The organism is Parageobacillus caldoxylosilyticus (assembly GCF_019272935.1).
Lineage (GTDB): Bacteria > Bacillota > Bacilli > Bacillales > Anoxybacillaceae > Saccharococcus > Saccharococcus caldoxylosilyticus.
This window is the reverse complement of record NZ_CP040553.1, coordinates 3,213,325-3,239,243: the sequence shown is the minus strand read 5'-3', so window position 1 is coordinate 3,239,243 and position 25,919 is coordinate 3,213,325. Positions and strand designations below refer to the sequence as shown.

At 48.2% G+C, this 25,919-nt stretch carries 26 protein-coding genes; 2 read left to right on the top strand and 24 right to left on the bottom strand.

Annotation, left to right across the window (positions count from 1 at the left end; genetic code table 11):
• Positions 1 to 13 precede the first annotated feature (13 nt).
• From BV455_RS16695 to BV455_RS16665, 7 genes are all read right to left on the bottom strand, one after another.
• A complete protein-coding gene (locus BV455_RS16695; protein ID WP_042409862.1) occupies positions 14 to 1,009 on the bottom strand; it encodes an alpha-ketoacid dehydrogenase subunit beta in 996 nt (331 codons plus the stop codon).
• The gene (pdhA, locus tag BV455_RS16690) at positions 1,006 to 2,076 is read right to left on the bottom strand and encodes a pyruvate dehydrogenase (acetyl-transferring) E1 component subunit alpha (protein ID WP_218687431.1); all 1,071 of its coding nucleotides are present in this window, start codon (positions 2,074 to 2,076) and stop codon (positions 1,006 to 1,008) included. The genes BV455_RS16695 and pdhA overlap by 4 nt, the downstream gene beginning before the upstream one ends.
• Before the next feature lie 17 nt (positions 2,077 to 2,093).
• Positions 2,094 to 3,230, bottom strand: a complete 1,137-nt coding sequence (locus tag BV455_RS16685) for a Leu/Phe/Val dehydrogenase (RefSeq protein WP_042409867.1) — start codon at positions 3,228 to 3,230, stop codon at positions 2,094 to 2,096.
• 222 nt (positions 3,231 to 3,452) lie between these two features.
• Positions 3,453 to 4,247, bottom strand: coding sequence for an ABC transporter ATP-binding protein (locus tag BV455_RS16680; RefSeq protein WP_017435983.1), 795 nt, complete (start codon positions 4,245 to 4,247; stop codon positions 3,453 to 3,455).
• Complete coding sequence (locus BV455_RS16675) at positions 4,222 to 5,208, bottom strand: ABC transporter permease (RefSeq protein WP_409993901.1); 987 nt, start codon at positions 5,206 to 5,208, stop codon at positions 4,222 to 4,224. The genes BV455_RS16680 and BV455_RS16675 overlap by 26 nt, the downstream gene beginning before the upstream one ends.
• A gap of 27 nt (positions 5,209 to 5,235) precedes the next feature.
• Complete coding sequence (locus tag BV455_RS16670) at positions 5,236 to 6,243, bottom strand: ABC transporter substrate-binding protein (RefSeq protein WP_061579423.1); 1,008 nt, start codon at positions 6,241 to 6,243, stop codon at positions 5,236 to 5,238.
• 207 nt (positions 6,244 to 6,450) lie between these two features.
• The gene (locus tag BV455_RS16665; RefSeq protein WP_061579424.1) at positions 6,451 to 7,404 is read right to left on the bottom strand and encodes an NAD(P)H-dependent flavin oxidoreductase; all 954 of its coding nucleotides are present in this window, start codon (positions 7,402 to 7,404) and stop codon (positions 6,451 to 6,453) included.
• 68 nt (positions 7,405 to 7,472) lie between these two features.
• Here BV455_RS16665 and BV455_RS16660 point away from each other — a divergent pair, with 68 nt between their 5' ends.
• Entirely contained in the window at positions 7,473 to 7,997 is a 525-nt protein-coding gene (locus BV455_RS16660; RefSeq protein ID WP_042409875.1) for a gamma carbonic anhydrase family protein, read from the top strand.
• A 61-nt stretch (positions 7,998 to 8,058) separates the two neighbouring features.
• Here BV455_RS16660 and paaX read toward each other — a convergent pair whose 3' ends face one another.
• From paaX to paaK, 13 genes are all read right to left on the bottom strand, one after another.
• Positions 8,059 to 8,934 carry a phenylacetic acid degradation operon negative regulatory protein PaaX gene (paaX, locus tag BV455_RS16655; protein WP_042409918.1) on the bottom strand — a complete coding sequence of 292 codons (876 nt, stop codon included), beginning with the start codon at positions 8,932 to 8,934 and terminating at the stop codon, positions 8,059 to 8,061.
• Positions 8,935 to 9,065: 131 nt separating this feature from the next.
• Positions 9,066 to 9,854 (bottom strand): enoyl-CoA hydratase-related protein, encoded by a 789-nt coding sequence (locus tag BV455_RS16650; RefSeq protein ID WP_017435989.1) that lies wholly within the window; start codon positions 9,852 to 9,854, stop codon positions 9,066 to 9,068.
• A gap of 13 nt (positions 9,855 to 9,867) precedes the next feature.
• The gene (locus BV455_RS16645; RefSeq protein WP_042409878.1) at positions 9,868 to 11,076 is read right to left on the bottom strand and encodes a thiolase family protein; all 1,209 of its coding nucleotides are present in this window, start codon (positions 11,074 to 11,076) and stop codon (positions 9,868 to 9,870) included.
• Entirely contained in the window at positions 11,070 to 11,948 is an 879-nt protein-coding gene (locus tag BV455_RS16640; RefSeq protein WP_061579425.1) for a 3-hydroxyacyl-CoA dehydrogenase, read from the bottom strand. Before BV455_RS16640 ends, BV455_RS16645 begins: the two co-directional genes overlap by 7 nt.
• 97 nt (positions 11,949 to 12,045) lie before the next feature.
• Positions 12,046 to 13,563 carry an aldehyde dehydrogenase family protein gene (locus tag BV455_RS16635; protein WP_042409883.1) on the bottom strand — a complete coding sequence of 506 codons (1,518 nt, stop codon included), beginning with the start codon at positions 13,561 to 13,563 and terminating at the stop codon, positions 12,046 to 12,048.
• Positions 13,564 to 13,584: 21 nt separating this feature from the next.
• Positions 13,585 to 14,358, bottom strand: a complete 774-nt coding sequence (locus BV455_RS16630) for an enoyl-CoA hydratase-related protein (RefSeq protein ID WP_081160558.1) — start codon at positions 14,356 to 14,358, stop codon at positions 13,585 to 13,587.
• Positions 14,359 to 14,373: 15 nt separating this feature from the next.
• A complete protein-coding gene (locus BV455_RS16625) occupies positions 14,374 to 15,150 on the bottom strand; it encodes an enoyl-CoA hydratase/isomerase family protein (protein ID WP_218687429.1) in 777 nt (258 codons plus the stop codon).
• Positions 15,143 to 15,454 (bottom strand): EthD family reductase, encoded by a 312-nt coding sequence (locus tag BV455_RS16620; protein WP_017435995.1) that lies wholly within the window; start codon positions 15,452 to 15,454, stop codon positions 15,143 to 15,145. Before BV455_RS16620 ends, BV455_RS16625 begins: the two co-directional genes overlap by 8 nt.
• A 31-nt stretch (positions 15,455 to 15,485) precedes the next feature.
• Positions 15,486 to 15,980 (bottom strand): 1,2-phenylacetyl-CoA epoxidase subunit PaaD, encoded by a 495-nt coding sequence (paaD, locus tag BV455_RS16615; RefSeq protein WP_081160562.1) that lies wholly within the window; start codon positions 15,978 to 15,980, stop codon positions 15,486 to 15,488.
• A 30-nt stretch (positions 15,981 to 16,010) separates the two neighbouring features.
• Entirely contained in the window at positions 16,011 to 16,853 is an 843-nt protein-coding gene (paaC, locus tag BV455_RS16610; RefSeq protein WP_218687428.1) for a 1,2-phenylacetyl-CoA epoxidase subunit PaaC, read from the bottom strand.
• Positions 16,829 to 17,182, bottom strand: coding sequence for a 1,2-phenylacetyl-CoA epoxidase subunit PaaB (gene paaB / locus BV455_RS16605; RefSeq protein ID WP_017435998.1), 354 nt, complete (start codon positions 17,180 to 17,182; stop codon positions 16,829 to 16,831). Before paaB ends, paaC begins: the two co-directional genes overlap by 25 nt.
• A 19-nt stretch (positions 17,183 to 17,201) precedes the next feature.
• Positions 17,202 to 18,170, bottom strand: coding sequence for a 1,2-phenylacetyl-CoA epoxidase subunit PaaA (gene paaA, locus BV455_RS16600; RefSeq protein WP_042409893.1), 969 nt, complete (start codon positions 18,168 to 18,170; stop codon positions 17,202 to 17,204).
• A gap of 91 nt (positions 18,171 to 18,261) precedes the next feature.
• Complete coding sequence (gene paaK, locus BV455_RS16595; RefSeq protein WP_218687427.1) at positions 18,262 to 19,587, bottom strand: phenylacetate--CoA ligase PaaK; 1,326 nt, start codon at positions 19,585 to 19,587, stop codon at positions 18,262 to 18,264.
• Between the two features lie 258 nt (positions 19,588 to 19,845).
• On the opposite strand from paaK, the gene BV455_RS20990 reads away from it, so the two are divergent.
• A complete protein-coding gene (locus BV455_RS20990) occupies positions 19,846 to 19,929 on the top strand; it encodes a hypothetical protein (RefSeq protein WP_369492342.1) in 84 nt (27 codons plus the stop codon).
• 236 nt (positions 19,930 to 20,165) lie between these two features.
• Here BV455_RS20990 and paaI read toward each other — a convergent pair whose 3' ends face one another.
• The 4 genes from paaI to ilvD form a co-directional block, all read right to left on the bottom strand.
• Entirely contained in the window at positions 20,166 to 20,567 is a 402-nt protein-coding gene (paaI, locus tag BV455_RS16590) for a hydroxyphenylacetyl-CoA thioesterase PaaI (protein WP_017436001.1), read from the bottom strand.
• 325 nt (positions 20,568 to 20,892) lie between these two features.
• A complete protein-coding gene (locus tag BV455_RS16585) occupies positions 20,893 to 22,362 on the bottom strand; it encodes an aldehyde dehydrogenase family protein (protein ID WP_218687426.1) in 1,470 nt (489 codons plus the stop codon).
• A 24-nt stretch (positions 22,363 to 22,386) separates the two neighbouring features.
• On the bottom strand, positions 22,387 to 23,538 hold the full coding sequence (locus BV455_RS16580; protein ID WP_218687425.1) for an iron-containing alcohol dehydrogenase: 1,152 nt from the start codon (positions 23,536 to 23,538) through the stop codon (positions 22,387 to 22,389).
• Positions 23,539 to 24,157: 619 nt separating this feature from the next.
• Positions 24,158 to 25,849, bottom strand: coding sequence for a dihydroxy-acid dehydratase (gene ilvD, locus BV455_RS16575; protein ID WP_375781804.1), 1,692 nt, complete (start codon positions 25,847 to 25,849; stop codon positions 24,158 to 24,160).
• Positions 25,850 to 25,919: the final 70 nt, after the last annotated feature.

The window sequence follows — 25,919 nt, the reverse complement described above, 5'->3', positions numbered from 1 at the left end:
TCTACCCCTTCCGCTAGAAGTTGACTGTTTTTTCAATCGCGTGCAAGACGCGCGCCGGCGTCGGCAAATAATCGTCTTCGTAGGCAAAAAACGGCACCGGGACATCGAATCCAGTGACGCGCGCCACAGGCGCTTTTTGGTACAAAAACGATGTATCGTTAATCAGCGCGACAATATCGCTTGCAAGTCCTCCAGTGGCGTGCGCTTCCTGGACAATCACCGTTCGTCCCGTTTTTTGCACCGACGCGGCGATCATATCTTTATCGAGCGGATAGAGCGTGCGCAAGTCGATCACATCGGCGTGAATCCCTTTTTTCGCGGCGCTTTCCGCCGCTTTCAGCGCCACCGGCACCATCGCTCCCCAGGCGATCACGGTCACGTCATCGCCTTCGCGCAATTTTTTCGCTTTGCCGATTTCCACCGTATATTTTCCTTCCGGCACTTCTTCGCGAAACGCACGGTAGCTGCGCATCGGCTCCAAAAACAGCACCGGGTCCGGATCTTCAATCGCGGCAATCAGCAGTCCTTTCGCGTCATATGGCGAGGCCGGGCAGATGACTTTCATGCCGGGCATATGGGTAAACAATGCCTCCGTGCTGTCGGAATGGATTTCCGGAGCGCGCACCCCCGCGCCGTACGGGGCACGGATCACCATCGGGACGGTGAAATGCCCCATCGTCCGCGCCCGCATCCGCGCCGCATGGGTCATAATTTGTTCGTACGCCGGATAAATAAATCCTAAAAATTGAATCTCGACGACCGGACGAAAGCCGTTTAACGCCATCCCGATCGCCGCTCCGGTAAACCCTGCTTCGCTAAGCGGCGTATCGATGACCCGGTCCTCGCCAAACTCCGCCTGCAAGCCTTCGGTCGCGCGGAACACCCCGCCGTTTTTCCCGATATCCTCGCCAAGCAAAATGACGTCGTCGCGTTCTTTTAACATCGTGCGCAACGCGTCGTTTACCGCCTGCACGAGCGTCAACGTTTTTGTATTCACCGCTGTTGTCATCCTTCCATCCCCCGTTTCCACTCCATATACGCTTGTTTTTGCTCGGCAATCGTCCACGTCGGCTCGGCAAACACATAATCAAACATATCTTCCGGATTGGCGCTTGGATAGCGATCCATTTCCGCCACCGCCTGCTCCACTTCCGCATTTACCCTTTCTTGTACATCGTTGGCCCAGTTTTCATCCCAAAAGCCTTCCCGCTGCATAAAACGCTCAAGCCGCATGATCGGATCGGTCGTTTCCCGTCTCCGTTTGCTTTCTTCTTGATCGCGGTACTTCGATGGATCATCGGAAGTCGTATGGGCGCCGTAGCGCCAGGTGACCGCCTCAATCAGCGTCGGTCCTTCCCCGTTTCGCGCCCGCTCTAACGCTTGTTTGGTGTGAAAATAGACGGCGAAAATATCGTTTCCGTCGATGCGAATGCCAGGGATGTCATAGGCGAGCGCTTTTTGCGCGATCGTTTTTGATTTCATTTGCCGGGTGATCGGCACGGAAATCGCATACTGATTGTTTTGATTGAAAAAGACGACTGGAGCATTGAAAACGCTTGCAAAATTCAACCCCTCATGAAAATCGCCTTCCGATGTCGCGCCGTCTCCAAAATAAACGATCACCGCGTTTTTTGTTCCCTTCCGTTTTTCCGCGTATGCCGCTCCGGCAGCTTGCGGCAGCTGTGTGGCGATCGGAACGTACGGCGGCACGATTTTTTTCCCTTGCGGCGGGATGCATCCTTCCGTCCGCCCTTTCCAATACAAAAGCGTCTGTGTCAATGTGCGGCCGAACGTCATCATCGCCCCGTGGTCGCGATACGTCGGAAACATCCAATCTTCGTCCTCTAAAGCGAGGGCGCTGCCGACTTGGCACGCCTCCTGCCCTTCAAACGGAACGTACGTGCCGATCCGCCCTTGCCGCTGCAGGCTGACGCATTTGCGGTCAAACGTTCTTGTCCGGATGAGATGGCGGTACATCGCCATTACGAGTTCTTCCGTTATTTGCTCCCGATACTCGTGCTCTACGATCCGCCCTTGTTCATCCATGATTTGCCTGATTGGGAATTGCCGTTCCATCGAATCCCTCCTTGTTGTCAGCGGCGAATATCCCATTTCGGCCGCTTATGATGGGTAAAAAAGTTATTGCGGCGGCTTCGCTGCCGCAGCCGTTCCTCGCAAAAACGGTTGGCCGCTTCGACCGTGGTGATTTGCTCGGCTTCGGCCTGGGCGTAAATATGAAGAAGCGTCGAATAAATCGTTTTCGTTTTCTCGAGCACTCTCTCTTTATTCGGTCCGTAAAGCTCGTCAGCCACTTGAATCAGCCCGCCGGCATTCACAATATAATCGGGTGCGTATACGATTCCTCTTTCCTTTAAAAGCTGCCCGTGGCGCACGTCGAGAAGCTGGTTGTTCGCCGAGCCGACGATCGCCTTTACTTTGAATAGATGGATCGTGTCATCGTTCACGACATTGCCAAAAGCGCATGGAACAAACACATCGGCATCGGTGCTGTAAATTTCTGACCCTTTTACTGCTTTTACGCTCGCGCCGAGTTTTTTGCCATACGCCACCACTTCTTCGACCGCTGCTTCGTTAATGTCGCAAACGTATAAATCCGCTCCTTCTTCCAACAGCTGCAAGGCGACTTTCTTGCCTACTTTGCCTAATCCTTGAATGGCGTATGTTTTTCCGTACAGAGCATCACTGCCCCAAATGACTTTGTTCGTTGCTTGAATGCCGTAAATGACGCCTAAGGCCGTTGGCACCGAGGAATCACCGCTGCCGCCGTATGCTTCGGGAACGCCGACGATGCAATTCGTTTCTTTCAATGCGTGAACGAAATCGTCCGGCGCCGTTCCCATATCGGTTCCCGTATAGAAGCGGCCGTTTAACGATTCGACAAACTGGCCGAAGGCGCGAAACAATTCCGGCGTTTTGTCTTTGCGGGGATCGCCGATAATGACCGCTTTGCCCCCGCCAAAATCGACATCGGCCGCCAAACATTTATACGTCATTCCTTTCGATAAACGAAGCACGTCGAACAAAGCGTCCTCGACCGTCGCGTACGGATACATGCGGCATCCGCCAAGCGCCGGGCCGAGCGTCGTATTATGAATAGCAATAATCGCTTTTAATCCTGTTTGCTCATCATTGCAAAACACTACTTGCTCATGCTCACGCATTTGCGCAAATATATCCACCTGGCTCATTTGCTTAATGACGGTGCTCATATCATTTCTCCTCCCTAAACCGTTTTGTTGCCAGCGGCGGGGAAAAGGACTTTTTCCCTGATGACGGCGGGCAAAGCCCAAAAGCCGAACACGGAAAATCGAAAGAGATAATCATTTTATTCCTATAAACTATATATACGTTTAAAAAACGTTATATATTTAATTCGTTTTACTTTTTAAAAAAGAGATAAACTTCCGGATCACTTATCTTGCTTTCCATGTTTAGCTTAATACCGCGCGGTCGCTTGCGAGCTGCGTGCCGCGGATGCGTTGGAATTCCGCCAGCAGCTTCTCGACGGTCAATCCTTTCTTTTCGTTTTCGTCGACTTCAAGAATGATTTGTCCTTTATCCATCATAATGAGACGGTTTCCTAAATCGATCGCCTGCTGCATATTATGGGTGACCATCAATGTCGTCAAGCCGTGCTTCTTGACAATTTCTTTCGTTAAATTCGTAATCAGCTCCGCCCGCGCCGGGTCGAGCGCGGCGGTATGCTCATCTAAAAGCAAAATCGCTGGTTCGGTAAACGTCGCCATGAGCAATGACAGCGCCTGCCGCTCCCCGCCGGAAAGCAGTCCGACTTTCGCCTGCAGGCGATTTTCCAACCCAAGGTGAAGCGTCGATAATATTTCTCGGAAATAATCGCGCCGTTTTTTCGTCACCCCGCGTCTTAGAGTGCGCTTTTGACTGCGGGCGTACGCCATCGCCAAATTTTCTTCAATCGTCATGCTTGGCGCCGTTCCGGCCATCGGGTCTTGAAAGACGCGTCCGATATAGCGGGAGCGGACGTATTCCGGCATGGACGTGACGTCTTGGCCGTCGATGTAAATCGTCCCTTCATCGGGAAACAGCACGCCGGAAATCAAGTTCATAAGCGTCGACTTGCCGGCGCCGTTGCTGCCGATAATCGTGACAAAATCTCCCTTTTTCAGCGTCAAATTCACATGCTGCAGGGCGATTTTTTCATCGGGTGTCCCTTCGTTAAACACTTTATAAATCCGATTTAACCGTAACATCGCTCTCCCCCTTTCCGCCTGCCGAAACGGCGGCAAGCTGCGCTCGCTCCAGCCGCCGCTGTTCTTTCCGCTTTTTCTCCTGGCGCTGGCGGACGATTTGCGGCGCAACGAGCGCGATGATCACGATGCAGGCGGTAATCAATTTGACATCACCGGTTTCTAAAAACTGCGCCTGCAGCGCCAGGCTGACGACAATGCGGTAAATAATCGAGCCGCCGATTACCGCAAGCGTTGTTCTGGCAATCGTTTTGGTGCCAAACACCGCCTCGCCGATAATGACGGAAGCAAGCCCGATGATAATCATGCCAATTCCCATGCCGACATCGGCAAACGAACCGTATTGGGCGATCAGCGCCCCGGAAAAGGCGACCATCGCGTTGGAAAGGCCGAGGCCGATGATAATTAATAAATTCGTATTGGCCGACAAACTGCGAATCATGCGCGGATTGTCGCCGGTAGCACGGATCGCAAGCCCGATCTCCGTCTGCAAAAACCAATCCGTAAACCATTTGAATAGCAGCGTAAGCAGCGTCATCAAGAGGAAAACCCCCCACGTTTTCGCCGCGGCAGGATCGAGCCCCGCCTTCATCCCCCATTCCTGAATGGTCGTAAAAATTGTTTTTTGATTGAGAAGCGGAACATTGGAGCGTCCCATGATGCGGAGATTGATCGAATATAAGGCGATCATCATTAAAATTCCCGACAAAAGCGCGTTAATTTTTCCCGCCGTATGGAGCAGCCCGGTAATGCATCCAGCAAGAAAGCCGACAACAAGGGCCAGGGCTGTCGCCGCAAACGGATTGACGCCGCTGACAATGAGCGTTGCCGCTACGGCCGCTCCGGTAACGAAGCTGCCGTCCACAGTTAAATCCGGAAAATCTAAAATACGAAAAGACAAATACACGCCTAGCGCCATAATCGCATAAATAATTCCCGCTTCCACCGCACCGATCATCGACATGAACAACGGTCTTCATCCTTTCTCCGTTTATTCGATATACTCCGCCATCTTATCCCACTCTGGTTTCAGCTTGACTCCTTGCTTTTCCGCCGCTGTTTTGTTAATGACGAGCTTCAGTTTATCCGGATATTCCGGCTTTAGTTCCGACGGCTTTTTCTCGCCCTTTAAAATCGCTGCCGCCATTTTTCCCGCCTGATAGCCGATGTCATAGTAGTCAAATCCATATGCTGCAAAGCATCCGCGCTTTAACGAATCCAGTTCGCCAGCCAAAACAGGGATTTTGTGTTCGTTTGCCACGTTGACGACCGATTCGATCGCCGATACGACCGTGTTGTCGGTCACGATATAAAACACATCCGCTTTCCCGGCCAGCGACTCCGCGGCCTGTTTCACTTCCGCCGTCGTCGACACGGACGCTTCAACAAATTTCAAATCGGTATTTTTCGCTGCCTCTTTCACTTTCTTAATTTGCGCCACCGAGTTTTGCTCCCCGGCGTTATAAATCAAGCCGACTGTTTTGGCATCCATTTGTTCGTCAATAAACTGAATGGTTTTGCGAATCGCATCCGGATGGCTGTCCGTTGTTCCGGTAATGTTTTCTCCCGCCTGATCCATGGACGGGACTAAGCCGGCGCCGACCGGGTCGGTAACAGATGTAAACACAATCGGTATGTCTTTCGTCGCATTTAAGGCGCTTTGCGCGCTAGGAGTCGAATTGGCGAAAATGAGGTCCACACCTTCCGCTACAAAATTATTGGCGATCGTCTGATTATTGCTTTGGTCGCCTTGCGCATTTTGCACGTCGTATTTGACGTTTTTCCCCTCTTTGAATCCATTGTCCTCTAATGCCTTTTTAAAGCCGCTAAAAGCGGCATCCAGCGACGGATGCTCAATAATTTGCGTGACACCGACCGTTACTGTCTTGCCTTCCTTCCCATCTCCTTTGCCGCCGGTCGCTTCCTCCTTTCCGCATCCTGTAAGCGCTAACATGCCTGCAAGCACAGGTACAGCGAGGCGTTTCACTGCTTTTTTCATCCTTAATCCCCCTCGTTTTCTTCAAAATTGGTTTGGCAAGCATTTTGGGAGCGATTACATTTTTTATTATAAAAAACATTAATAACGTTAAAATAACGTTATACTAAATAAATATTATCAATAGCCGGCGAATAAAGTCAATAATTTTCAAAAAAATAATAATCGCAAAAAAATGGAGGGCGTCTTATCGCAGACACCCTCTCGATATCATTCTCCTAAAATAACGCGAAGCTTTCCAAGCTGCTGCTTCGCTTCCGCCATCATTTGCTCGAACAGTTCCGCCACTGTCGGCATATCGTCGATCAAGCCGGCAATTTGCCCGGCGTTGACAAACCCTTCGTGGAAGTCGCCATGAAGCGCCCCGCGGCGATGGCGGTCCTCCGACGTATATTCTTGAAACTGTTCCGGTGGCATTCCTTGTTTTTCATATTCGAGTAATTTCTCGGCGTACGGCGTGCGCATGATACGCCGCACACGCCCGACCGTGCGGCCGACAATCACCGTTTCGTTATCTTCGGCATTCGTAATCAGCTGTTTGTACGCTTCATGAAATGGAGCGTCCTTCGTTGCAATCAAACGCGTTCCTAACTGCACCCCTTGCGCGCCGAGAGCGAGGGCGGCGAGCAGTCCTCTTCCGTCGCCAATTCCGCCGGCGGCGACGACGGGAATGTTCACCGTGCTGGCGATTTGCGGAATCAATGTCATGGTCGTCAGTTCCAGCGAAGAGTTGATGCCCGCTGCTTCATACCCTTCGGCAACGACGATGTCCGCTCCTGCCGCTTCCGCTTTTTTCGCCTGTTTGACCGATGCGGTGACAACAATGACTTTTATCCCCTGCGCGGCAAAGCGGGGGATCCATGGCGCCGGATTTCCCGCCGATAGCGAGACGACCGGAACGCGATGTTTCAACACGAGCGACACCATTTCTTCCAAATATGGCGTGACTTGAAGCGGAATGTTGACAGCAAACGGGCGGTTGGTGCGCCGCTTCGTTTCAACAATGATTTCTTCCACTTCGTCAGGCGGCATTGTGCCAACGCCGATCGTCCCCAGCCCGCCTGCCTCCGACACGGCGCTGGCCAGTTTTGCGTTGCTGATGTTTCCCATTCCCCCTTGAATGATCGGATAACGAATTTGTAAAAGTCGACAAATATCATTCATAAAATTCCCACCCCGTTAAAATTGTGTTATACTTATCATAAACTTATCATACTTTGAGGAGGATGGGAATGCTTTATCCATACAAAGGCAAAATGCCAACCGTAGATGAAACCGTATTTATCGCCCCAGGGGCGCATATTATTGGGGACGTCACGATTGGCAAAGAATCAACGATTTGGTTTAACGCGGTCTTACGGGGGGACGAAGCGCCGATTATCATTGGCGCGCGCTGCAGCATTCAGGACAACTCGACCTGCCATTTATACGAAGGGTCGCCGCTTGTTGTCGAAGATGAAGTGACGGTGGGGCATAATGTGATTTTGCACGGCTGCACGATTCGCAAACGGTCGATTATCGGTATGGGATCGACGATTTTAGACGGGGCGGAAATCGGCGAGGAATGCATCATTGGCGCCAACACGCTTATTCCTTCCGGCAAAAAAATCCCGCCGCGCTCTCTAGTCGTTGGGTCACCGGGCAAAGTCGTGCGCGAAATTACGGAAAAAGACTTGGCTTTGATTCAACTATCGATTGACACGTATGTGCAAAAAGGAAAAGAGTACCGTCAATTGCTAGCCAACCAGCACAAATGAAAGGAAAGCAAACGCGCTGCTTTTACGAGGCAGCGCGTTTCTGCTTTTCTGCAAAAAAGCATCAATCCACAATAAAAGGATGGTCGTACACGTCGTACTCCTCATCTTTTTTCTTTAGTTCATTTCCTTCCATAAATACCGATTCGAAGAAGCGGCTCGCCGGCACCGCCAATTCCTTGTAATAGTCGCTGAACAGCGCCGCTGCATGGCTGCCCATCCATTCGTTCGGCAGCAGCTCCTCCGGCAGGCCCGGGTCGATAAAAAGAAACTTGCGGTATTCATGCACGAGCTTCGTCCGCTCGACAAAACATTCAGCATCGGACATTTCCCCGCGCTGGATTTTATGTTTGTCGATAATGTATTTTTGGCTGTAGACGGAAATAAACTCCTCATATTTTTGATTGATTTCTTCTAAATTCCAACATTTCTCGACTAACAGTTTGTTCGTATGCGGCCCGTCATATTGGGCAATAAAAAAGTCGACGTACGGTTCAATCTCATATTTATCGATCAGGTCGTACACTTGTTTTTCTAAGTTGTTCGGCGAAATCCAGCAGCTGTTTGAGATCGTGCCAAATCCGCTCCACACGAGCTCTTTTCGCAATTCATCGCGCACGCTCCGCTTTTCTTCTGGAATCGTATACACTAAAATGCGCCACTTTCCGTCCCATTTTTCGGGGCGGATTTTATAAATGCGTTTTGCCGCTTCTTCCATTCGCTTCACTCCACGTTCGGTGAGCGAATAGTAGCTTTTATTGCCGCGTTTTTCCGCTTTGACCCATCCTTGTTTGCTCATGCGCGAAATCGCCGCGCGCACCGCTTGGTCGTTATGGCCAAACTCTTTCAGCAGCCGGATTAAACTGCCGATCCAAATTTCATTGCCGTAATGGCGGATGTAATCGCCATAAATCGTAAAAATCATCGATCGCGTATTCATGCTCATTGTGGACACCCTTTATCTTGTTTTCAAGACATAATCGTAGCAAATTTTTATAACGTTGGCAAGACGAACGAAAAAATAACGTTAAATTGTTATTTTGGATAAAAAAAGGGAGGCTCGGCGATGAGTCACTCCCCTGTAAATTGTGGTTTGCGCTTTTCACTAAATGCAGCTAACGCTTCTAAACGATCTTTCGTCGGAATCGTTAATTCGTACGCTTTCGCTTCAATGGCAAGGCCTGTCTGCAAATCGACATTCATGCCTTGTTGAATTGCGTACTTCGCTTGCTGCAAAGCAATCGGACCATTTTGCATCATCTCGTGTGCCAACGCTTCACAGCTTGGCATTAAATTTTCTTTTTCTACTACTTTTGTTAACAGACCGTATTCATAAGCTTGTTCGGCGGTAATTTTACGGGCTGTTAAAATTAACTCTTTCGCCCTCGCTTCGCCAATTAACCTAGGAAGCCGTTGCGTTCCGCCAGCTCCCGGGATGATCGCCCAGCTCACTTCCGTTAAACCCATGACCGCTCCTTTCACCGCGATTCTGAAATCACAGGCAAGCATTAGTTCAAATCCGCCACCAAGAGCATAGCCATTTACCGCGGCAATCGTCGGCTGCGGCAAGTTGGCCACCGCATCGAAAACATCGCGAATTTTTTTCACGTTGCGACGCACTTCCATTTCGTTTAGCATCTTTCGTTCTTTTAAATCCGCACCAGCGCTGAACGCTTTGTCTCCCGCGCCAGTAAAAATCACAACGCGAATGTCGCGGTCAAGATGAATGCGCTCAACCGCTTCTCCAAGCTGGCATAGCGTGGCGTAATCGAAACAGTTCATCACTTCCGGGCGGTGCAATGTCACGTAGCCGATATGGTTTTTCTTTTCCAGCAATACGTTGGCCATTGTCATTTTCATCTCGTTCCCCTCTTTATTCCTCCGTATTTTCCACGATCGTGGCAATTCCTTGTCCGACGCCGATGCACATCGTCGCCAGCCCATATTTCACGCCTCGTTTTTTCATTTCATAAATAAGCGTCGTCAAAATGCGGGCGCCGCTGGCACCAAGCGGATGTCCAAGGGCGATCGCGCCGCCGTTGACATTGACTTTCGCGCGGTCTAATTCCAGCTGGCGGATGCATTCGATCGATTGCGAGGCAAACGCTTCGTTCAATTCGACAAGGCCAATGTCATCGATTGTCAGTCCGGCGCGGCGAAGCGCTTTTCTCGTCGCGAAAACCGGACCAATTCCCATCACGGCCGGCTCTACGCCCGCCACGGCGGACGTGACGTATTTGACGAGTGGTTTCAGCCCGAGCTCTTTTGCTTTTTCCGCGCTCACTAGTAGCAGCGCCGCTGCCCCGTCGTTGACGCCGGAAGCATTTCCCGCTGTCACCGTGCCGTTTTCAAACAGCGGCGGCAGTTTGGCCAGCTTTTCAAGTGTCGTATCCGGACGTGGATGTTCATCTTTGTCGACGACGACGCGATTGCCTTTTCGGTCATAGTAGACGACCGGCACTAATTCATCGGCAAAGCGGTTCGTTTCGATGGCCTTTTTCGCTTTCATTTGGCTTTCATAAGCAAATTCATCCTGCTCCTTCCGAGTGATGCCGAACCGTTTCGCGACATTTTCCGCCGTCTGCGGCATGCTGTCAGTTCCATACATTTCCTCTATTTTTGGATTGATAAAGCGCCATCCGATCGTCGTATCAAACATTTCGATATTGCCGCGCGGAAAATCGGAGCTTGGCTTTGCCATGACAAACGGCGCTCGCGTCATGCTTTCCGTTCCGCCGGCGATCATGATTTCCGCCTCTCCTGTCATAATCGCGCGCGCCGCATAATTGACAGCATCGAGCCCGGAACCGCATAAGCGGTTTACCGTCGTTCCCGCCACTTCGATCGGCAAGCCAGCCAACAGCGCCGCCATGCGCGCGACGTTGCGATTATCTTCTCCAGCCTGATTGGCGTTGCCAAACACCACATCTTCAATTTGTTCGACCGGAAGACTCGGATTGCGCTCCACGAGCGCGCGGATGACCGTTGCCGCCAAATCATCGGGACGGACGTCTTTGAGCGCTCCTTTATATCTCCCTATTGGCGTGCGCACCGCATCGACAATCACGACTTCTCTTAACATGATTCATCCCCCTTGTTTCCCTGCTTTGTGTAATCATATACCCCTTTTCCTGTTTTGCGGCCAAGCCGTCCCGCTTTCACGTATTGCTCGAGGAGCGGAGCCGGGCGGTATTTTTCTCCCAATTTTTCATGCAAATATTTTAAGTTGTTCAGCCTTGTATCCAGCCCGACCAAATCGGCGAGCTCAAACGGACCCATCGGAAAGTTAAGGCCGAGTTTAATCGCTTTGTCAATCTGTTCCGGCGTTCCGACTCCTTCTTGAAGCATGTAAAACGCTTCATTGCCGATTAACGCGCTGATGCGGCTTGTCACAAAGCCCGGAAACTCGTTCACGACGACTGTTTCTTTGCCCATTTTTTCCGCGACGTGCTGAATAACGTTGACTGTATCATCGCTCGTTTCTAAACCGCGGATGATTTCGACGAGCTTCATTTTGTGGACCGGATTAAAAAAGTGCATCGCAATCACTTTTTCCGGCCGCTTCGTAAACGAGCCGATTTCCGTCGGGCTCATCGTCGATGTATTCGTCGCAAAATAGCAAGACGCCGGCGCATGCTTGTCGATCGTCTCAAACACTTGTTTTTTCACCTCTAATTTTTCCGGGACGGCTTCAATCACTAAGTCCGCTTCCCGCACCGCCTCGGCTAAATCCAAGAAGTAACGCAGGCGCGCTTCCGCTTCCTGCTGCTCGGCTTCTGTCAATTTGCCGCGGGAGACGGCTTGTACAAAAATCGCAGCTATTTCTTGTTTCGCGCTTTCTAGCTGTTCTTCCTTCACATCGACAAGAATCGTTTCAAAACCTCCTACCGCACTGACATAGGCAATTCCTCTCCCCATGACACCAGATCCCACAACAACAATGCGATGAATCATAAAAATCCCTCCTTAATCGTTCTATATGTATGTTGGACAATGGAAAATAAGCACTCCACCCTGCCGGATAGAGTGCTATGCTGCCATATTTTTTTGTTTACACGCCAAACGGATTGAGCGGACGGCTTCCGTAATAAGAAAGAATGCTTTTCGTTTCCGTATATAAATCGAGTGTTTCGATGCAAAGCTCGCGCCCGAATCCGGACTGTTTATATCCGCCAAACGGCGTGCCTGGGAACGCGGAGAACGGGCTGTTGATCATGACAATGCCGGCTTGAATTTGTTTCGCCACGCGAATCGCGCGTGCATGATCTTTCGTCCAGATGGCCGATCCCAAACCATATTCACTGTCATTAGCCAATTTAATGACTTCTTTTTCATCGTTAAATTTCATCACAACGACAACCGGGCCGAAAATTTCCTCTCTGACCGCCTTCATTTCATGGTTGACATTCGTAATAATCGTCGGCTCGTACCAGAATCCGTTTTCAAATCCTTCCACTTTCGCTTCTTTCCCGCCAGTGACAATCGTAGCTCCCTCTTCGATAGCAGATTTAACATAGCTGTCAATAACTTCTAGTTGTTCGCGGCTAATGATAGCACCGACATGCGTATCTTGATCAAACGGGTTGCCGAGCTTTAATTTTTTCGTTTTTTCTACAAACTTTTCCATGAATTGATCGTAAATGCTCTCATGTACGTACAAACGGGAGCGCGCTTCACAAGATTGTCCGGTATTATAGAAAATTCCGAATAATGAACCGTTAACAGCTGCATCAATGTCTGCATCCTCAAAGATGATGTTCGGCGATTTGCCGCCAAGTTCCAAAGTGACCCGTTTTAATGTTTTCGACGCTTTTTCCATAATATCCTTCCCGACCGGCGTCGAACCGGTAAATGCGACTTTGTCGACAAGCGGATGTTCCACTAAATAATTGCCGACTTCCGAGCCAGACCCGGTAACCACGTTGACGACACCTTCCGGAACGCCGGCTTCGTGGCAAATTTCCGCCAGCACAATACAAGTGAGCGGCGTCAGCGAAGCTGGTTTGACGACAACGGAGCAGCCTGCCGCAATCGCCGGAGCGATTTTCCACGCCGCCATCATGAGCGGATAGTTCCATGGGATAATTTGCGCACATACCCCGACCGGCTCTTTTTCCGTAAAGTTATGGAACGAACCTGGCATGTTGTTGACCGTACCACGATGGCCGACAATGGCGCTGGCGTAAAATTCAAAGTCTTCAATTGCCTGCATCACTTGCCCCTGTGCGGCGGAAAGTGCTTTTCCTGTATCTAAAATCTCTAATTCTACCAGCTCGTTAAAACGAGAACGCATAATCGAAGCAATTTTGTTTAAAATACGCGCCCGTTTGTTGACAGGAAAATGGCGCCATTTGCCATGGTCAAACGCTTGGCGCGCCGCTTGGATCGCGCGTTCCGCGTCTTCTTTCGTCCCTTTCGCTACCTTTGCGACCGGCTCGCCTGTCGCTGGGTTGTAGGTGATGAACGTTTCGCCCGAAGCGCTTTCAACTCGTTCCCCGTTAATAATAAGATGATACATATCCCGTTTCGTTGCGAGTGTTTCCATTTTTGTTTCTTTTACGGTTGCCATTTTCCTTCCACTCCTTCTTTCTTATTTTCCTTGAAAGACGGCTTTGCGTTTTTCGAAGAAAGCGCGAATGCCTTCTCGGTGGTCTTGGGTCAGTCCGGCAATACGCTGGCCGTATGCTTCTTTTTCCAAGTAATCTTCAAAGGTGCAATGCCAGCTCTCGCGTAACAAACGTTTGATCAACCCGATCGCTTTCGTCGGCATGGCGGCCAGCCGCTCAGCAAAGCGCTGCACTTCTTCTTCCCACGCTGCCTCCGAAACGACCGAGGTCGCCAGCCCGAGCTCCGCCGCTTTTTGCGCGGAAATTTTTTCACCCAAAACGGCTAATTCAAGCGCTTTGGCGTGGCCGATGAGGCGCGGCAGATAGTACAAATTCCCCGCATCTGGAATGAGGCCAACGTGAATAAACGCTTCAACAAAGCTCGCTTTTTCCGAGACAAGCCGGAAATCGCAGGCGAGCGCCAAGCTCATTCCTGCGCCGGCGGCAACGCCGTTCACCGCCGCAATAACCGGTTTTTCTAAATGGTAGAGCGCTTTCAGCATCGGCGCATAACGCGTTCTTAACACTTCCCCGTGGTTCATCTCTTCTGTCACACCGCCGAGATCTTCCCCCGAGCAAAACGCTCGCCCTGCCCCAGTAATCACAAGGCAGCGAACGTTTTCATCATTAGCAGCTTGCTTCAGTGCTTTCGTAATTTCCTTGTTCATTTGTTCTGTAAACGCATTCAGTTTATCAGGGCGGTTTAGCGTAAGCCATGCTATATGGTCGCGCACTTCATAATGAATCGTTTCGTACAATCGACAGCACCTCCTTTATCTTCCTTGAAAACGCGGCTTCCGCTTTTCGATAAACGCCGCCATTCCCTCTTTTTGGTCTTCGGTGGCAAAAAGAAGATAGAAATTTTTCCGCTCAAACTGCATGCCTTCATAGAGCGGGTAATCGACCGCCTTATTCACGGCTTCCTTAATAAGGCGAAGCGATAAAGGAGGTTTTGCGGCCAATTTTCGCGCCAACCGCATCGTTTCTTCAAGCAATAACTCAGGGGCAACGACGCGATTGACAATCCCTAGCGCATGCGCTTCCTTTGCCGACATGCGCTCTCCGGTCCACAGCCACTCGAGCGCTTTTGTTTTGCCGATGAGTTTTGTCAGGCGCTGCGTTCCTCCCGCGCCTGGCATCACGCCGATATTGACTTCCGGAAATCCAAATTCCGCCGTCTCTGCAGCAACAATCAAATCGCAGCTAAGGGCAAGCTCAAATCCTCCCCCTAACGCAAACCCGTTGACGGCGGCAATCATCGGCTTTTTAATGAGAGCGAGGCGGTCCCATTCGGCAAATTGATTCAATAATTCGAGTTTAATCGGTTCATCGCCCGCCATCTCGTCAATGTCCGCTCCGGCCGCAAACGCGCGCCCGCTTCCCGTAAGGACAATGACGCGCACCCCGTCATTGCGGTCATACGCCTCGAGCGCGGAAACAATTTCGGTAACCATCTGCCGGTTTAATGCGTTCAATACATCGGGACGATAGAGCTCGACAACGGCAATTTCGTCTTCGACACGCGTGCGGATATAGGCAAACTCAGTCATTTTCCACTTCCTCGCCAACCATCAATGTGACGATATCGCCGGCAAAGGACATTAAGTCTTTGGCGGACGCTTTCGCTTCGCTCGTCTTCATTGCTTCCTTAAACGCCTCATAGCTGTCATAGTACATTTCGCATAATAAGTAATATTCGCTCTCCCCTCCCATCGGCGTTCCGGTAATTTTCGTCACTTTCATGTTGCGAAGCCCTGGGATCTTCGCCGTAATCGGCACATGCGTCTGAAAATAATGCTCGTCAAATTTTTCTTTATCTTGCGGTTGTTTGTAAAGGGCAATCATTTTTACCATTGTCCTCTTCTCCTTTTCTATTTAAATTTTTTCACATCCATGTCGAAACCGGTTTCATCGTTTCGAATGGATTTTTGCATTGCTTGCAGTAAAAAATGCTGCGGCAGGCGGTCGGACCGAATAAGTTTTCCATCACCGTCAAGGCGGATCCGCAATATGGGCACTCCACATGCCACTCGCCGTTTGGGCCGATTTGCCGAGGCGGCGGCGCGATGCCAAATTCTTTTAACTTTTCCCGTCCCTTCTCTGTAATTCGGTCAGATGTCCATGGTGGATGGCGGATAAATTCTACATTAACGCGCTCGATTCCTTCTAACCGCAAAAGAGTCTGTTCGACACGTTGTCGAATAATATCGAGTGCCGGGCAGCCAATAAATGTCGGAAGCAGTTTGACTGTAACTTTGCCGTGATGCACCTGAACGTCTTCGACCATCCCCAAATCTATGACACTGACCGAATCAATTTCAGGATCTTTGACGGAATCTAATGTTTCTATAATTCTTTCTACCGCAAGATTGAAGGTCATGTTACCCCTTCTTTCTGAGAAACTTGTAGATTACCACGCTGCCAGAGGGTCGATGCGATATACTTCCGACAATGTCATAATCGCTTCGTCTAAATCTGCCGTATGTTCCCCATTTCGTCCATTGCCTCGTTTCATGCCAAACTCGCTTGGCAAATCGAGGTTTACCTCTTCAAAAATCGGTTTCATCGCTTGAGCCCAACGTTGTTTTAGCGTCTCTTCGCTTTCAATAAGTCCAAATTCTACCATTCTATCTCCTTTCTCTCCGAGCGTCAGCACGCCGCCAAAATCTTCAAATACTTTCACAACCGCATTTTTCATACGTTCGCGGGCCTCTCCTTGAGCATTCGTAAGCTGAATGAACCATGTTCTCCAATGCATGAGATGGTAATAAAGTTCCATGTTGATTTTGACAGCAACTTGAGCGAGTGGTTCATACGAACTATGCTTCAACGAGTCGATGCGCACTTTTTTCGCCTGCGTGTAAAAATAATGGCGAACAACCGCAAACGCCCAATCATAGCGGGGCTCGTGCAAATAATGACCAGGTCCGTTTACCTCCTCGAGCAAAACTGCGTTTCGGCGTTCGGACGATGGACGTTGGTGCGCCAAATCATCCGCCTTTCCAATACCAATGTCTTCTAGCAGTTGATAATACATCGCCGCATGTCCCATCGTATCTTGATTGATGGAAGAAAACGCGATATCTTCTTCAATATGCGGCGCAAGTCCAAGCCATTCCGAACCGCGGTAAGAAAGGATAAAATCGTCATCCGCAAGCTGGAACAACAGCTCGACAAGCGCTTCTTTATATTCAGGATGTTGATGAAGTTCCTCTGGTTTCGTGATTTTCATCGCCTGATCTCGCCTTTCCATGAAAAAATCTCTTTTTCATCGAGCATTTGCTGTTCGTATTGACGCCATTTCTTTTTCAAGTACCCGTACCCTTTTGTAGTACGATAGTCTTTATTATCGAGCCGCTGCAACGATGTTTTTTCTTCTTCCGTCATCATGCGGATATCGGAGCGTTTCACGACCCATATATCGGACACCGGCTCACGCCGCATAAAATTTTCCTGCGCCATCACCAGCGCGATTTCGTGGTTTGGGGCAAGCAGGCTAAATTGATGCTGGAGCGGTGCCGTGTCATTTTTCCTGCTAAATACCTCAAACACTTGATAAAAGCCTTTTGCGCCATCACTCATTGCTAAATCCCTCCACTTTTCACACTGCTGCTGATTGGCCGCTTAACGCTTCACGAACCCAAGCATTATGGTAGTAAGATAATTCGCGAAGGCGAAGCCGCTCCTTTGATTTTGGCCCGTTGTTGCGGATGATTTCTTTAAATTTGTTCCAATCCGGCTGTTTGTAAATCCACTTTCCTTGCTTTTCATCAAAATGCATTGTTTCATCTGGAAGCTTTAGCCCAAGCGCCAAAATGCGCGGCACATATTTTGTAAAGAAATCTTGGCGCAATTGTTCATTTGTTTTCGTACGAATGCGGTATTTAATCGTAATGTCTTGTTTGGACGCACCTGTCGTCTCCGAGCTTGCCGGACCGAAGAACATCAGCAGCGCTTCCCACCAGCGATTTAATGCGTCTTGTAGCATCTCTTTCTGCTCCTTCGTTCCTTCGGCAAGCGCCAAAATGATCGATTCGCCGTGCTGGGCGTGAAACACTTCTTCGGCACAAATCCGCTTTAGCGCCCGCGCATACGGTCCGTAAGACGCATCAAGCATATTGGTCTGTGTAATGATCGCTGCCCCGTCGACGAGCCAGCCAATTAAACCGGCGTCCGCCCAGGTCGGCGCAGGCATATGGAACACGTTATGAAACTTTAAATCTCCTTTGAACAAATCTTGCATAATTTCCTCGCGCGTTTTTCCAAGCGGGGCCATTAAGTCTTCGGCAACGCGAAGCAGAAGCTGGCCGTGCCCCATTTCATCCTGCACTTTCGCCATAATGCCAAGCTTTCTTCTTAGCGAAGGAGCTTTCGGAACCCATTCCTTCTCCGGAAGCGCTCCCATAATTTCGCTAATAGCATGCATCGCAATAAGCTTAATTAACGTCATGCGATAGTCTTCCGGCATCCAATCGTCTGCTTCAATTTTTTCCCCCGCTTCAATTCTTTGCATAAACCGCTCATACTTTTCCTCTTCCGATAACCGCCTAAACGATGTGACAACAGGCATTTTTCTTTGCCTCCCATTTTTATATAACGTTTTTCTAACGTGATTATAAAATAACGTTATAAATATTGCAACTATAAAATTATTAATTTTCTCATAATAATGCCTTTTCTTTGCGACGGTCTACGACACGGACCGCTTTTCCTTCCGAACGAGGAAGCGATCTAGGCGGATGCACATGAACATCTATCGATACAAGGAGATTCGTTTTCAACAGATACTGTATTTCCTTTACTAAGGAATGAACGCGTTCATCGTGAAGATTTCCGCCGACTTCCTGGTAGAAGCGGTCACAAACTTCGACTTGCAACTCCACGACATCCAGTGTTCCTTTGCGGAAAAGATGCAACTGATAATGAGGGGCAAGTTCCGGTACCGTCAATAGATGATGCTCAATTTCCGACGGGAAGACGTTGACGCCGCGGATGATGAGCATATCGTCGACACGGCCTTTTATTCTTGACATTCTGATTGTCGTCCGGCCACAGATACATCGTTCTTTTGTAATCGAAGCGACGTCACCCGTGCGATAGCGGATGACTGGAAACGCTTCTTTTGTCAGACTCGTAAAGACAAGTTCTCCTTCTTTCCCTTCTTCGACCGGTTCCAGCGTTTCCGGATTGATCACCTCGACGAAGAAATGATCTTCCGCCACATGCAGTCCGTTTTGCGCTTCATGGCACTCCATGGCGACGCCAGGTCCAATGACTTCGCTCAATCCATAAATATCGCACGCTTTAATCGCAAACTCCTCCTCCAACGTTCTCCGCATTTCCTCCGACCATGGTTCCGCTCCGAAAATCCCGTATTTTAGCGATGTTTTGCGTGGATCTTTGCCGAGCTCTTTCATCCGTTCAGCGATGTTTAGCACATAGGAAGGAGTACCGCAAATAATATCCGGCTGGAAGTCTTCAATGATCATGATTTGCCGGTCCGTATTTCCTCCCGACACCGGGACGGTTACCGCGCCTAACCGTTCGCTTCCGTAATGAAGTCCAAGCCCGCCGGTAAACAGCCCGTATCCGTAGGCGTTATGCACAATATGCCCCGGCTCTCCGCCAGCAATGGTAACCGCGCGCGCCACCACATCTGCCCAATGGTCAATGTCGTTTTTCGTATACGCCACTACCGTCGGCTTTCCGCTCGTTCCGCTCGAGGCGTGAACGCGGACACAATCTTGGATTCTGACGGCAAGCAGCCCAAACGGATAATGGTCCCGCAAATCTTTTTTCGTTGTAAACGGCAGCTTCTTCACATCATCCAGCGTGCGAATATGCTCCGGTTTTACGCCATTTTCGTCCAGCTTTTGGCGATAAAATGGCACATGCTCGTATACCCGCTTGACCGTTTGTTGCAGCCTCTCAAGCTGCAACGCTTCCATTTCCGCTCTCGAAGCCGTTTCAATGCGATGCAAAATCATGCTCCCATCTCCTTTTTAAATCGCTTTCATTAATATTTTAAAAAAGTAAATATATATCACGTTTATATAACGTAATACATATTTATCATCATACTTAAGTTAAAAATATCGCTAATATTCTAAATTGTCAACTATTATTTTATTGCTTTTATGCAAAAAAGAGGCCCTTGGATAGGATGTTACTAGGAATCTGCTTGGGAGGAGATTTTTTATGGCCAATCCTAAAAATGGCGAACCCTGTTGTAGGAGGTAGAGCATATCCATTTTTACAATCACCGTCGCTCTCAAGAAAAACGAAACGGCCTTTTCCCGATTAAATATCGTGAAAAGACCGCAACTTAGCAATCTCATTGGAACGTCTGATTCTGCCTGCTCCCCAAATGGAGTGACATTCCGTGCTGCACCAGGCTGCTGGAGCACGTCTGCTTATCGTATCCAAGATGCGAAATTAGAAGCGACCTCTGTTCGCTTTCCTAGTATTTCCTGCCATCATTTGGACATCTTGTCTGCTCCAGGCAAAACCTTGGCTTCTTTTAAACATTTTGCGGAACTGGGTTTCATTTTCCCTTCCTTGGCGTTTATGGAACGAGTTTGTCTTTCTTCCGATATACCATTCCTTCGGCCAAAGCAATTAACTCTCCTTTGTCATTCAACACCTCGATTCGATATACCCCGAGACGGTTCGGTTTTGTTTCCTCGCGCGCGATCGCCACCAACCTATCACCTATTTCGCTGGCTTGCATATAATACATGGTCATCGCGATGCCAACCGCCGCTTGATTATGAGAGTTGCTAGCACAAGCAAAAGCCACGTCAGCCAAAGAAAAAATAGCTCCTCCATTGGTACTGCCGTGAAAGTTCAGCAAATGTTCCTTTACTTCCATTGATACTTTGGCATATCCTTCTTCGACATCTTCAATAGTGATCCCTAAATAATTAGCAAAAGGATCTTCCTTCATTTTTTCCATCAAACCGCCCATCTTCCCACCCCTAATTACTTTTTTATTAATAGCTTTGGGATAATGTGCTGCTTCACTTTCTCCTATTTCTGAAAGGATAACTGCCTCGACATCTGCTTTTCTGCTTCTGGACAGCACGCAATAGTGTCATTACATTCAGTTATATGATATAACGTTTCTATAGCGCAGAGGATATTATTTATTATATTTAGATCAAAAATATCTAGAATATTACAAATTGTCAACTGTTATTTTATTGCTTGTACGTGAAAAAGAAGAATCTCAAAAATAATGGTCTTTCCTAAATCGAAGAACATGGAAAGACCTTAAGCGAGTAATGGCTATTTTATAGGCCATACCAATTGAATTTCTCTTGACTTAGATCCACCCACACATGTTTTGTTTGTGTATACATGTTCATTGCTTCTATACCAAGCTCACGTCCAAATCCGCTTTGTTTCATTCCGCCAAATGGGGCGGCGCTGTCTAGCATACTAAACGTATTCACATACACTGTTCCCGCTTTCAATCCGCGTGCCATTCGATGGGCGCGGACTAAATTTGTTGTCCATACACCTGATGCTAATCCGTAAATACTTTCGTTTGCCTTTTTTAATACATCTTCTTCGTCTTTAAAACGAATAATGGATACAACAGGACCAAAGATTTCTTCCCTTGCTATCGTCATATTGTTGTCAACGTCCGCAAATACGGTCGGAGTATAATAGAATCCATTGCCACACTCTTCATTTCGCTTACCTCCTGTTACAAGTGTGGCACCTTCTTGCTTGCCAATTTGAACATACCTTTCAATGATATTTAACTGCTCTTCGGATACTTGCGGACCCATCTGTGTATTCGGGTCAAGCGGATGGCCGACGCGGATTGACTCTGCTTTGCGGGCAAACTCTTCGACGAAACGGTCGTAAATAGTTTCTTGTACAAACAGCCTTGAACCTGCCGCACACACTTGCCCTTGCGCGAAGTAAATGCCAAATAATGACCCGCTAATTGCCGCATCAATATCAGCATCATCAAACACGATATTTGGGGATTTTCCTCCTAATTCCAGAGAAATCGGCTTTAAATGTTTACTTGCTGCCTGCATAATAAGCCTTCCTGTTGCCGTTGAACCGGTAAATGCGATTTTGTCCACATCTGGATGAGAAGCAAGTGCAGCCCCTGCCGTAGGGCCGTAACCGTTCACCACATTAATGACACCGTCTGGAATACCGGCTTCCTGCAACAATCTTGCTAATTCTAGTACACTAATCGGTGTTTGTTCTGCCGGTTTGATCACAATCGTATTCCCTGCTGCCAGTGCCGGCGCCAATTTCCACATTGTCAGCATGATCGGGAAATTCCACGGAACAATGGCACCGACTACTCCAACTGGCTCACGGAGCGTATAATTAAAACGATTTGCCGGAGACGCAAGCGTATCCCCCTGAATTTTGTTTGCCATTCCCGCGTAAAATTCAAGTACATCAATGGCAGCTGGAATGGCGATCCGCTTTGTTTCATTAATCGTGAGTCCGTTGTCATTTGATTCCACTTCTGCTAAATAATCAACATTCTCCCATAGTTTTTGGGCAGCTCGATATAATAACCGGCCGCGTTCGCTTGGAGACATCGAAGCCCATGGACCCGATTCAAATGCTTTGCGGGCCGCTTTTACCGCCAAATCAACATCCGCTGCATCCCCTTCTGCGATGATTCCGTTAATTTCTTTCGTTGCCGGATTAATGGACGTAAACGTTTTTCCAGAAACAGAATCTACCCATTTTCCGTCAATAAACAACTGATACTTTTTCATCCTCTTCCCCCTTTACCCATAGATTTAGTAAGCGATTTCAAGAATACGTAAAACATCTTCCTTTGTTGCCTCTCGCGGATTAAATAAAATCGCAATTTCTTTTAACGTATCTTCTACGAGTCTATCAAATTGTTCTTTTCTAACACCTAATTCCCGTAAAGTAGGAATATCGATTCTTTTAGACAATTCTTTAACCGCATCAATTGCACATTGAGCAGATTCTTTAATAGATAAACCTTGTACATTAAGCCCCATAGCAATAGCAATGTCTTTGTATTTTTTCGCAACATTTTCGCATTCCGCATTAAACTCCATTACATAAGGCAAACAGCAAGCGTTCGCCACACCGTGAGCTAACCCGCAATGAACGCTAAGCGGGTGGGCAATCGCATGAACTAATCCGAGCACCGCAGAATTAAAAGCGTATCCAGCCAACATGCTTCCGAGAAGCATATTTGTTCGGGCTTCTTTATTTGTTCCATTTTTATAAGCTTCTTCAAGGTTATGGAAAATAAGTTCAACCGCTTTTAACGCATTAATATCACTTGGAATGGAGGCGGCTTTTGAAACGTACGCTTCAATAGCATGAGTCAAAGCATCCATCCCAGTGGCAGCTGTAACCGCAGGCGGAAGCCCAATAGTTAGTTCAGGATCTAGCAAAGCAATAGTTGCCCCACAATGTTGCCCGCCAATAACCATCTTTTTTAGACCTGTCGTATCGGTAATCACAGTAAATGCTGTCACTTCACTGCCCGTGCCTGCTGTAGTTGGAACTGCAATGAGAGGTTTTGTCGGATTTTTTACAAGGTTTAATCCATCATATTGATGAATAGGCCTTGGGTTTGTTAGCAAAATATTGATAGCTTTGGCGCAATCAATTGTGCTCCCGCCACCAACTGCAACGATAGCATCCACCTGTTCATTTTTCGCTAATTTCGCCCCTTCTTCCACGATGGTATCTGGTGGATTTGGAAGTACTTTATCAAAAACAACAACATCCGCTTCCACATTACTTAATAGATGATGAACATGATCTATAATACCTGCTGCTTTCACACCGCTATCATACACTAATAGGATCTTTTTCGCGTCAAATTGCGCTAAAACTTCTGGAAGTTTTTGAATACTTCCCTCCCCAAATATTGCTTGGCTTGGGATTCCAAATTGAAATTGCATATAAAAACCTCCTTTAATGTTTCTTGTTCTTTTATTCGCAAATAGTATTCCATCATTAAGATCCATAATGTATTAAAATTACATAATTCTAAAAATTTCGCCTCCTTTTATTTAAAAATTCAAAAGATATACCATGTAAATATATATTTATATCAACATGGAATCCTACCATATTAGCAACAACATATTGCAATTGATAAAATTAACAAATAGTATTTAATTTACAGCTCAATACCTTCATTTCTTGCAGATGTATCAATGTAATGTAAAATCATTTTTCCTCCTTCTTGTTTCTATAACACATAATCCTTAATCAAAAAATCATAAATATCTATTACGTTTATAAAACGTTATATGTATTTATCATTATATACAAACTAAAAATAGCATTAATATTCAAAATCGTCAATTATTTTTTGCCTTTACGTGAAAAAGAAAAATAATTATCTTTTTCTAATATTGAAGAACATGCAAATATCTTTTTTATTGGGATTATTAATCTAATATCCCTGCTATACTTCTATCACGTATAGTTTTAGGCACTGTCTTTTTATTTTCCAATAAAAAGACCTGTTCACCTCGGTCGCAAAACCGTTGAACAGGTCTTTGGACAAGACTATTAAATTTTCATAATCCCGCCCGTGCTTGCGGAAGTAACGAGCTTCGAGTAGCGCGCGAGATAACCGGTTTTCACTTTTGGTTCAAACCCTTTCCAGTTCGCTTTCCGTTTTTCCCATTCTTCGTCCGAAAGCTTCACGTTAATCGTTCTGTTCGTAATGTCGATTTCAATGATGTCCCCGTCTTCGATAAAGGCAATCGGGCCGCCTTCCGCCGCTTCCGGAGAAACGTGGCCAACGGATAAACCGCGCGAGGCCCCCGAGAACCGTCCGTCCGTCACGAGCGCGACTTTCGTGCCAAGCCCCATGCCGACGATTTGCGAAGTTGGCGCGAGCATTTCCGGCATTCCCGGTCCGCCTTTTGGCCCTTCATAGCGGATGACGACGACATGGCCTGGTTTTACTTTCCCGCTTGCGATCCCTTCGAGCGCCTCTTCTTGCGAATCAAATACGATCGCCGGCCCTTCGTGACGCGTAATGCCGTCTTGTACGCCGCCTGTTTTAATGATCGCGCCATCCGGAGCGAGATTGCCGAACAATACGGCAAGTCCGCCTGTTTCGGAATACGGATTGTCAATTGGGCGGATGACGTTATAGTCTTTGACTTCACAGCCGGCGATGTTTTCCCCAAGCGTCTTTCCGGTCACGGTCAACGTATCGAGATGCAGTGTTCCTTCTTTTTTCGCTAATTCATGTAATACGGCCGATACGCCGCCTGCTTCGTGCAAATCTTCAATATGCACATCGGAAGCTGGCGCCAGTTTGGCAAGATGCGGCACGCGCGCGGCGATTTCGTTAATTCGTTCGAGCGAATAGTTGATGCCTGCTTCGTTCGCAATCGCCAGCGTATGTAATACGGTGTTCGTCGAGCCGCCAAGCGCCATATCAAGCGCAAACGCGTTGTCAATCGCTTTTTCTGTGACAATATCACGCGGTTTAATGTCATGCTCGATCAAATACATCAATTGTTTGGCCGATTGGCGGACCAATTCTTTCCGGGCCGGATCTACCGCTAAAATCGTGCCGTTTCCTGGCAACGCAAGCCCTAACGCTTCCGCCAAGCAGTTCATCGAGTTCGCCGTAAACATTCCCGAACAGGAGCCGCACGTCGGACAGCCGTATTTTTCTAATTCCAGCAATCCTTTTTCATCAATTTTCCCTGCCTGATAGGCGCCGACCCCTTCAAATACGGAAGAAAGCGAAATTTTGCGCCCATCGCTCGTCACGCCCGCCTTCATCGGCCCGCCGCTGACGAAAATCGTCGGGATGTTTAGCCGCATCGCTGCCATCATCATGCCCGGCGTAATTTTGTCACAGTTTGGGATGCATACCATTCCATCAAACCAATGGGCAGAAATGACCGTTTCGATCGAATCGGCGATAAGTTCGCGGCTTGGCAGCGAATAGCGCATGCCGATATGCCCCATCGCGATTCCGTCATCCACGCCGATCGTATTCATTTCAAACGGAACCCCGCCCGCTTCGCGAATCGCTTCTTTGACAAGTTTCCCGAACTCCTGTAAATGAACGTGTCCCGGAATAATATCAATATACGAGTTCACCACGGCGATAAACGGCTTGTCAAAATCTTCTTCCTTTACTCCTGCCGCGCGCAGCAAACTGCGGTGCGGCGCCCGGTCAAATCCTTTTTTGATCATATTGCTGCGAAGTTCTCTCAATCTGAATCCCTCCATTAGCAGTTTTGTAGGCTCGATGTTTTTAGTATTGTACCATTTTTTTAAATAAAATGACAATTACATTTAT

What these genes read in the sequence shown, in the direction of transcription:
- BV455_RS16695 (WP_042409862.1), bottom strand. Translation starts at nt 1,009, where the DNA reads ATGACAACAGCGGTGAATACAAAAACGTTGACGCTCGTGCAGGCGGTA.
- pdhA (WP_218687431.1), bottom strand. Translation starts at nt 2,076, where the DNA reads ATGGAACGGCAATTCCCAATCAGGCAAATCATGGATGAACAAGGGCGG.
- BV455_RS16685 (WP_042409867.1), bottom strand. Translation starts at nt 3,230, where the DNA reads ATGAGCACCGTCATTAAGCAAATGAGCCAGGTGGATATATTTGCGCAA.
- BV455_RS16680 (WP_017435983.1), bottom strand. Translation starts at nt 4,247, where the DNA reads ATGTTACGGTTAAATCGGATTTATAAAGTGTTTAACGAAGGGACACCC.
- BV455_RS16675 (WP_409993901.1), bottom strand. Translation starts at nt 5,208, where the DNA reads ATGTCGATGATCGGTGCGGTGGAAGCGGGAATTATTTATGCGATTATG.
- BV455_RS16670 (WP_061579423.1), bottom strand. Translation starts at nt 6,243, where the DNA reads ATGAAAAAAGCAGTGAAACGCCTCGCTGTACCTGTGCTTGCAGGCATG.
- BV455_RS16665 (WP_061579424.1), bottom strand. Translation starts at nt 7,404, where the DNA reads ATGAATGATATTTGTCGACTTTTACAAATTCGTTATCCGATCATTCAA.
- BV455_RS16660 (WP_042409875.1), top strand. Translation starts at nt 7,473, where the DNA reads ATGCTTTATCCATACAAAGGCAAAATGCCAACCGTAGATGAAACCGTA.
- paaX (WP_042409918.1), bottom strand. Translation starts at nt 8,934, where the DNA reads ATGAATACGCGATCGATGATTTTTACGATTTATGGCGATTACATCCGC.
- BV455_RS16650 (WP_017435989.1), bottom strand. Translation starts at nt 9,854, where the DNA reads ATGAAAATGACAATGGCCAACGTATTGCTGGAAAAGAAAAACCATATC.
- BV455_RS16645 (WP_042409878.1), bottom strand. Translation starts at nt 11,076, where the DNA reads ATGTTAAGAGAAGTCGTGATTGTCGATGCGGTGCGCACGCCAATAGGG.
- BV455_RS16640 (WP_061579425.1), bottom strand. Translation starts at nt 11,948, where the DNA reads ATGATTCATCGCATTGTTGTTGTGGGATCTGGTGTCATGGGGAGAGGA.
- BV455_RS16635 (WP_042409883.1), bottom strand. Translation starts at nt 13,563, where the DNA reads ATGGCAACCGTAAAAGAAACAAAAATGGAAACACTCGCAACGAAACGG.
- BV455_RS16625 (WP_218687429.1), bottom strand. Translation starts at nt 15,150, where the DNA reads ATGACTGAGTTTGCCTATATCCGCACGCGTGTCGAAGACGAAATTGCC.
- BV455_RS16620 (WP_017435995.1), bottom strand. Translation starts at nt 15,454, where the DNA reads ATGGTAAAAATGATTGCCCTTTACAAACAACCGCAAGATAAAGAAAAA.
- paaD (WP_081160562.1), bottom strand. Translation starts at nt 15,980, where the DNA reads ATGACCTTCAATCTTGCGGTAGAAAGAATTATAGAAACATTAGATTCC.
- paaC (WP_218687428.1), bottom strand. Translation starts at nt 16,853, where the DNA reads ATGGAAAGGCGAGATCAGGCGATGAAAATCACGAAACCAGAGGAACTT.
- paaB (WP_017435998.1), bottom strand. Translation starts at nt 17,182, where the DNA reads ATGAGTGATGGCGCAAAAGGCTTTTATCAAGTGTTTGAGGTATTTAGC.
- paaA (WP_042409893.1), bottom strand. Translation starts at nt 18,170, where the DNA reads ATGCCTGTTGTCACATCGTTTAGGCGGTTATCGGAAGAGGAAAAGTAT.
- paaK (WP_218687427.1), bottom strand. Translation starts at nt 19,587, where the DNA reads ATGATTTTGCATCGCATTGAAACGGCTTCGAGAGCGGAAATGGAAGCG.
- paaI (WP_017436001.1), bottom strand. Translation starts at nt 20,567, where the DNA reads ATGGGCGGTTTGATGGAAAAAATGAAGGAAGATCCTTTTGCTAATTAT.
- BV455_RS16585 (WP_218687426.1), bottom strand. Translation starts at nt 22,362, where the DNA reads ATGAAAAAGTATCAGTTGTTTATTGACGGAAAATGGGTAGATTCTGTT.
- BV455_RS16580 (WP_218687425.1), bottom strand. Translation starts at nt 23,538, where the DNA reads ATGCAATTTCAATTTGGAATCCCAAGCCAAGCAATATTTGGGGAGGGA.
- ilvD (WP_375781804.1), bottom strand. Translation starts at nt 25,849, where the DNA reads ATGGAGGGATTCAGATTGAGAGAACTTCGCAGCAATATGATCAAAAAA.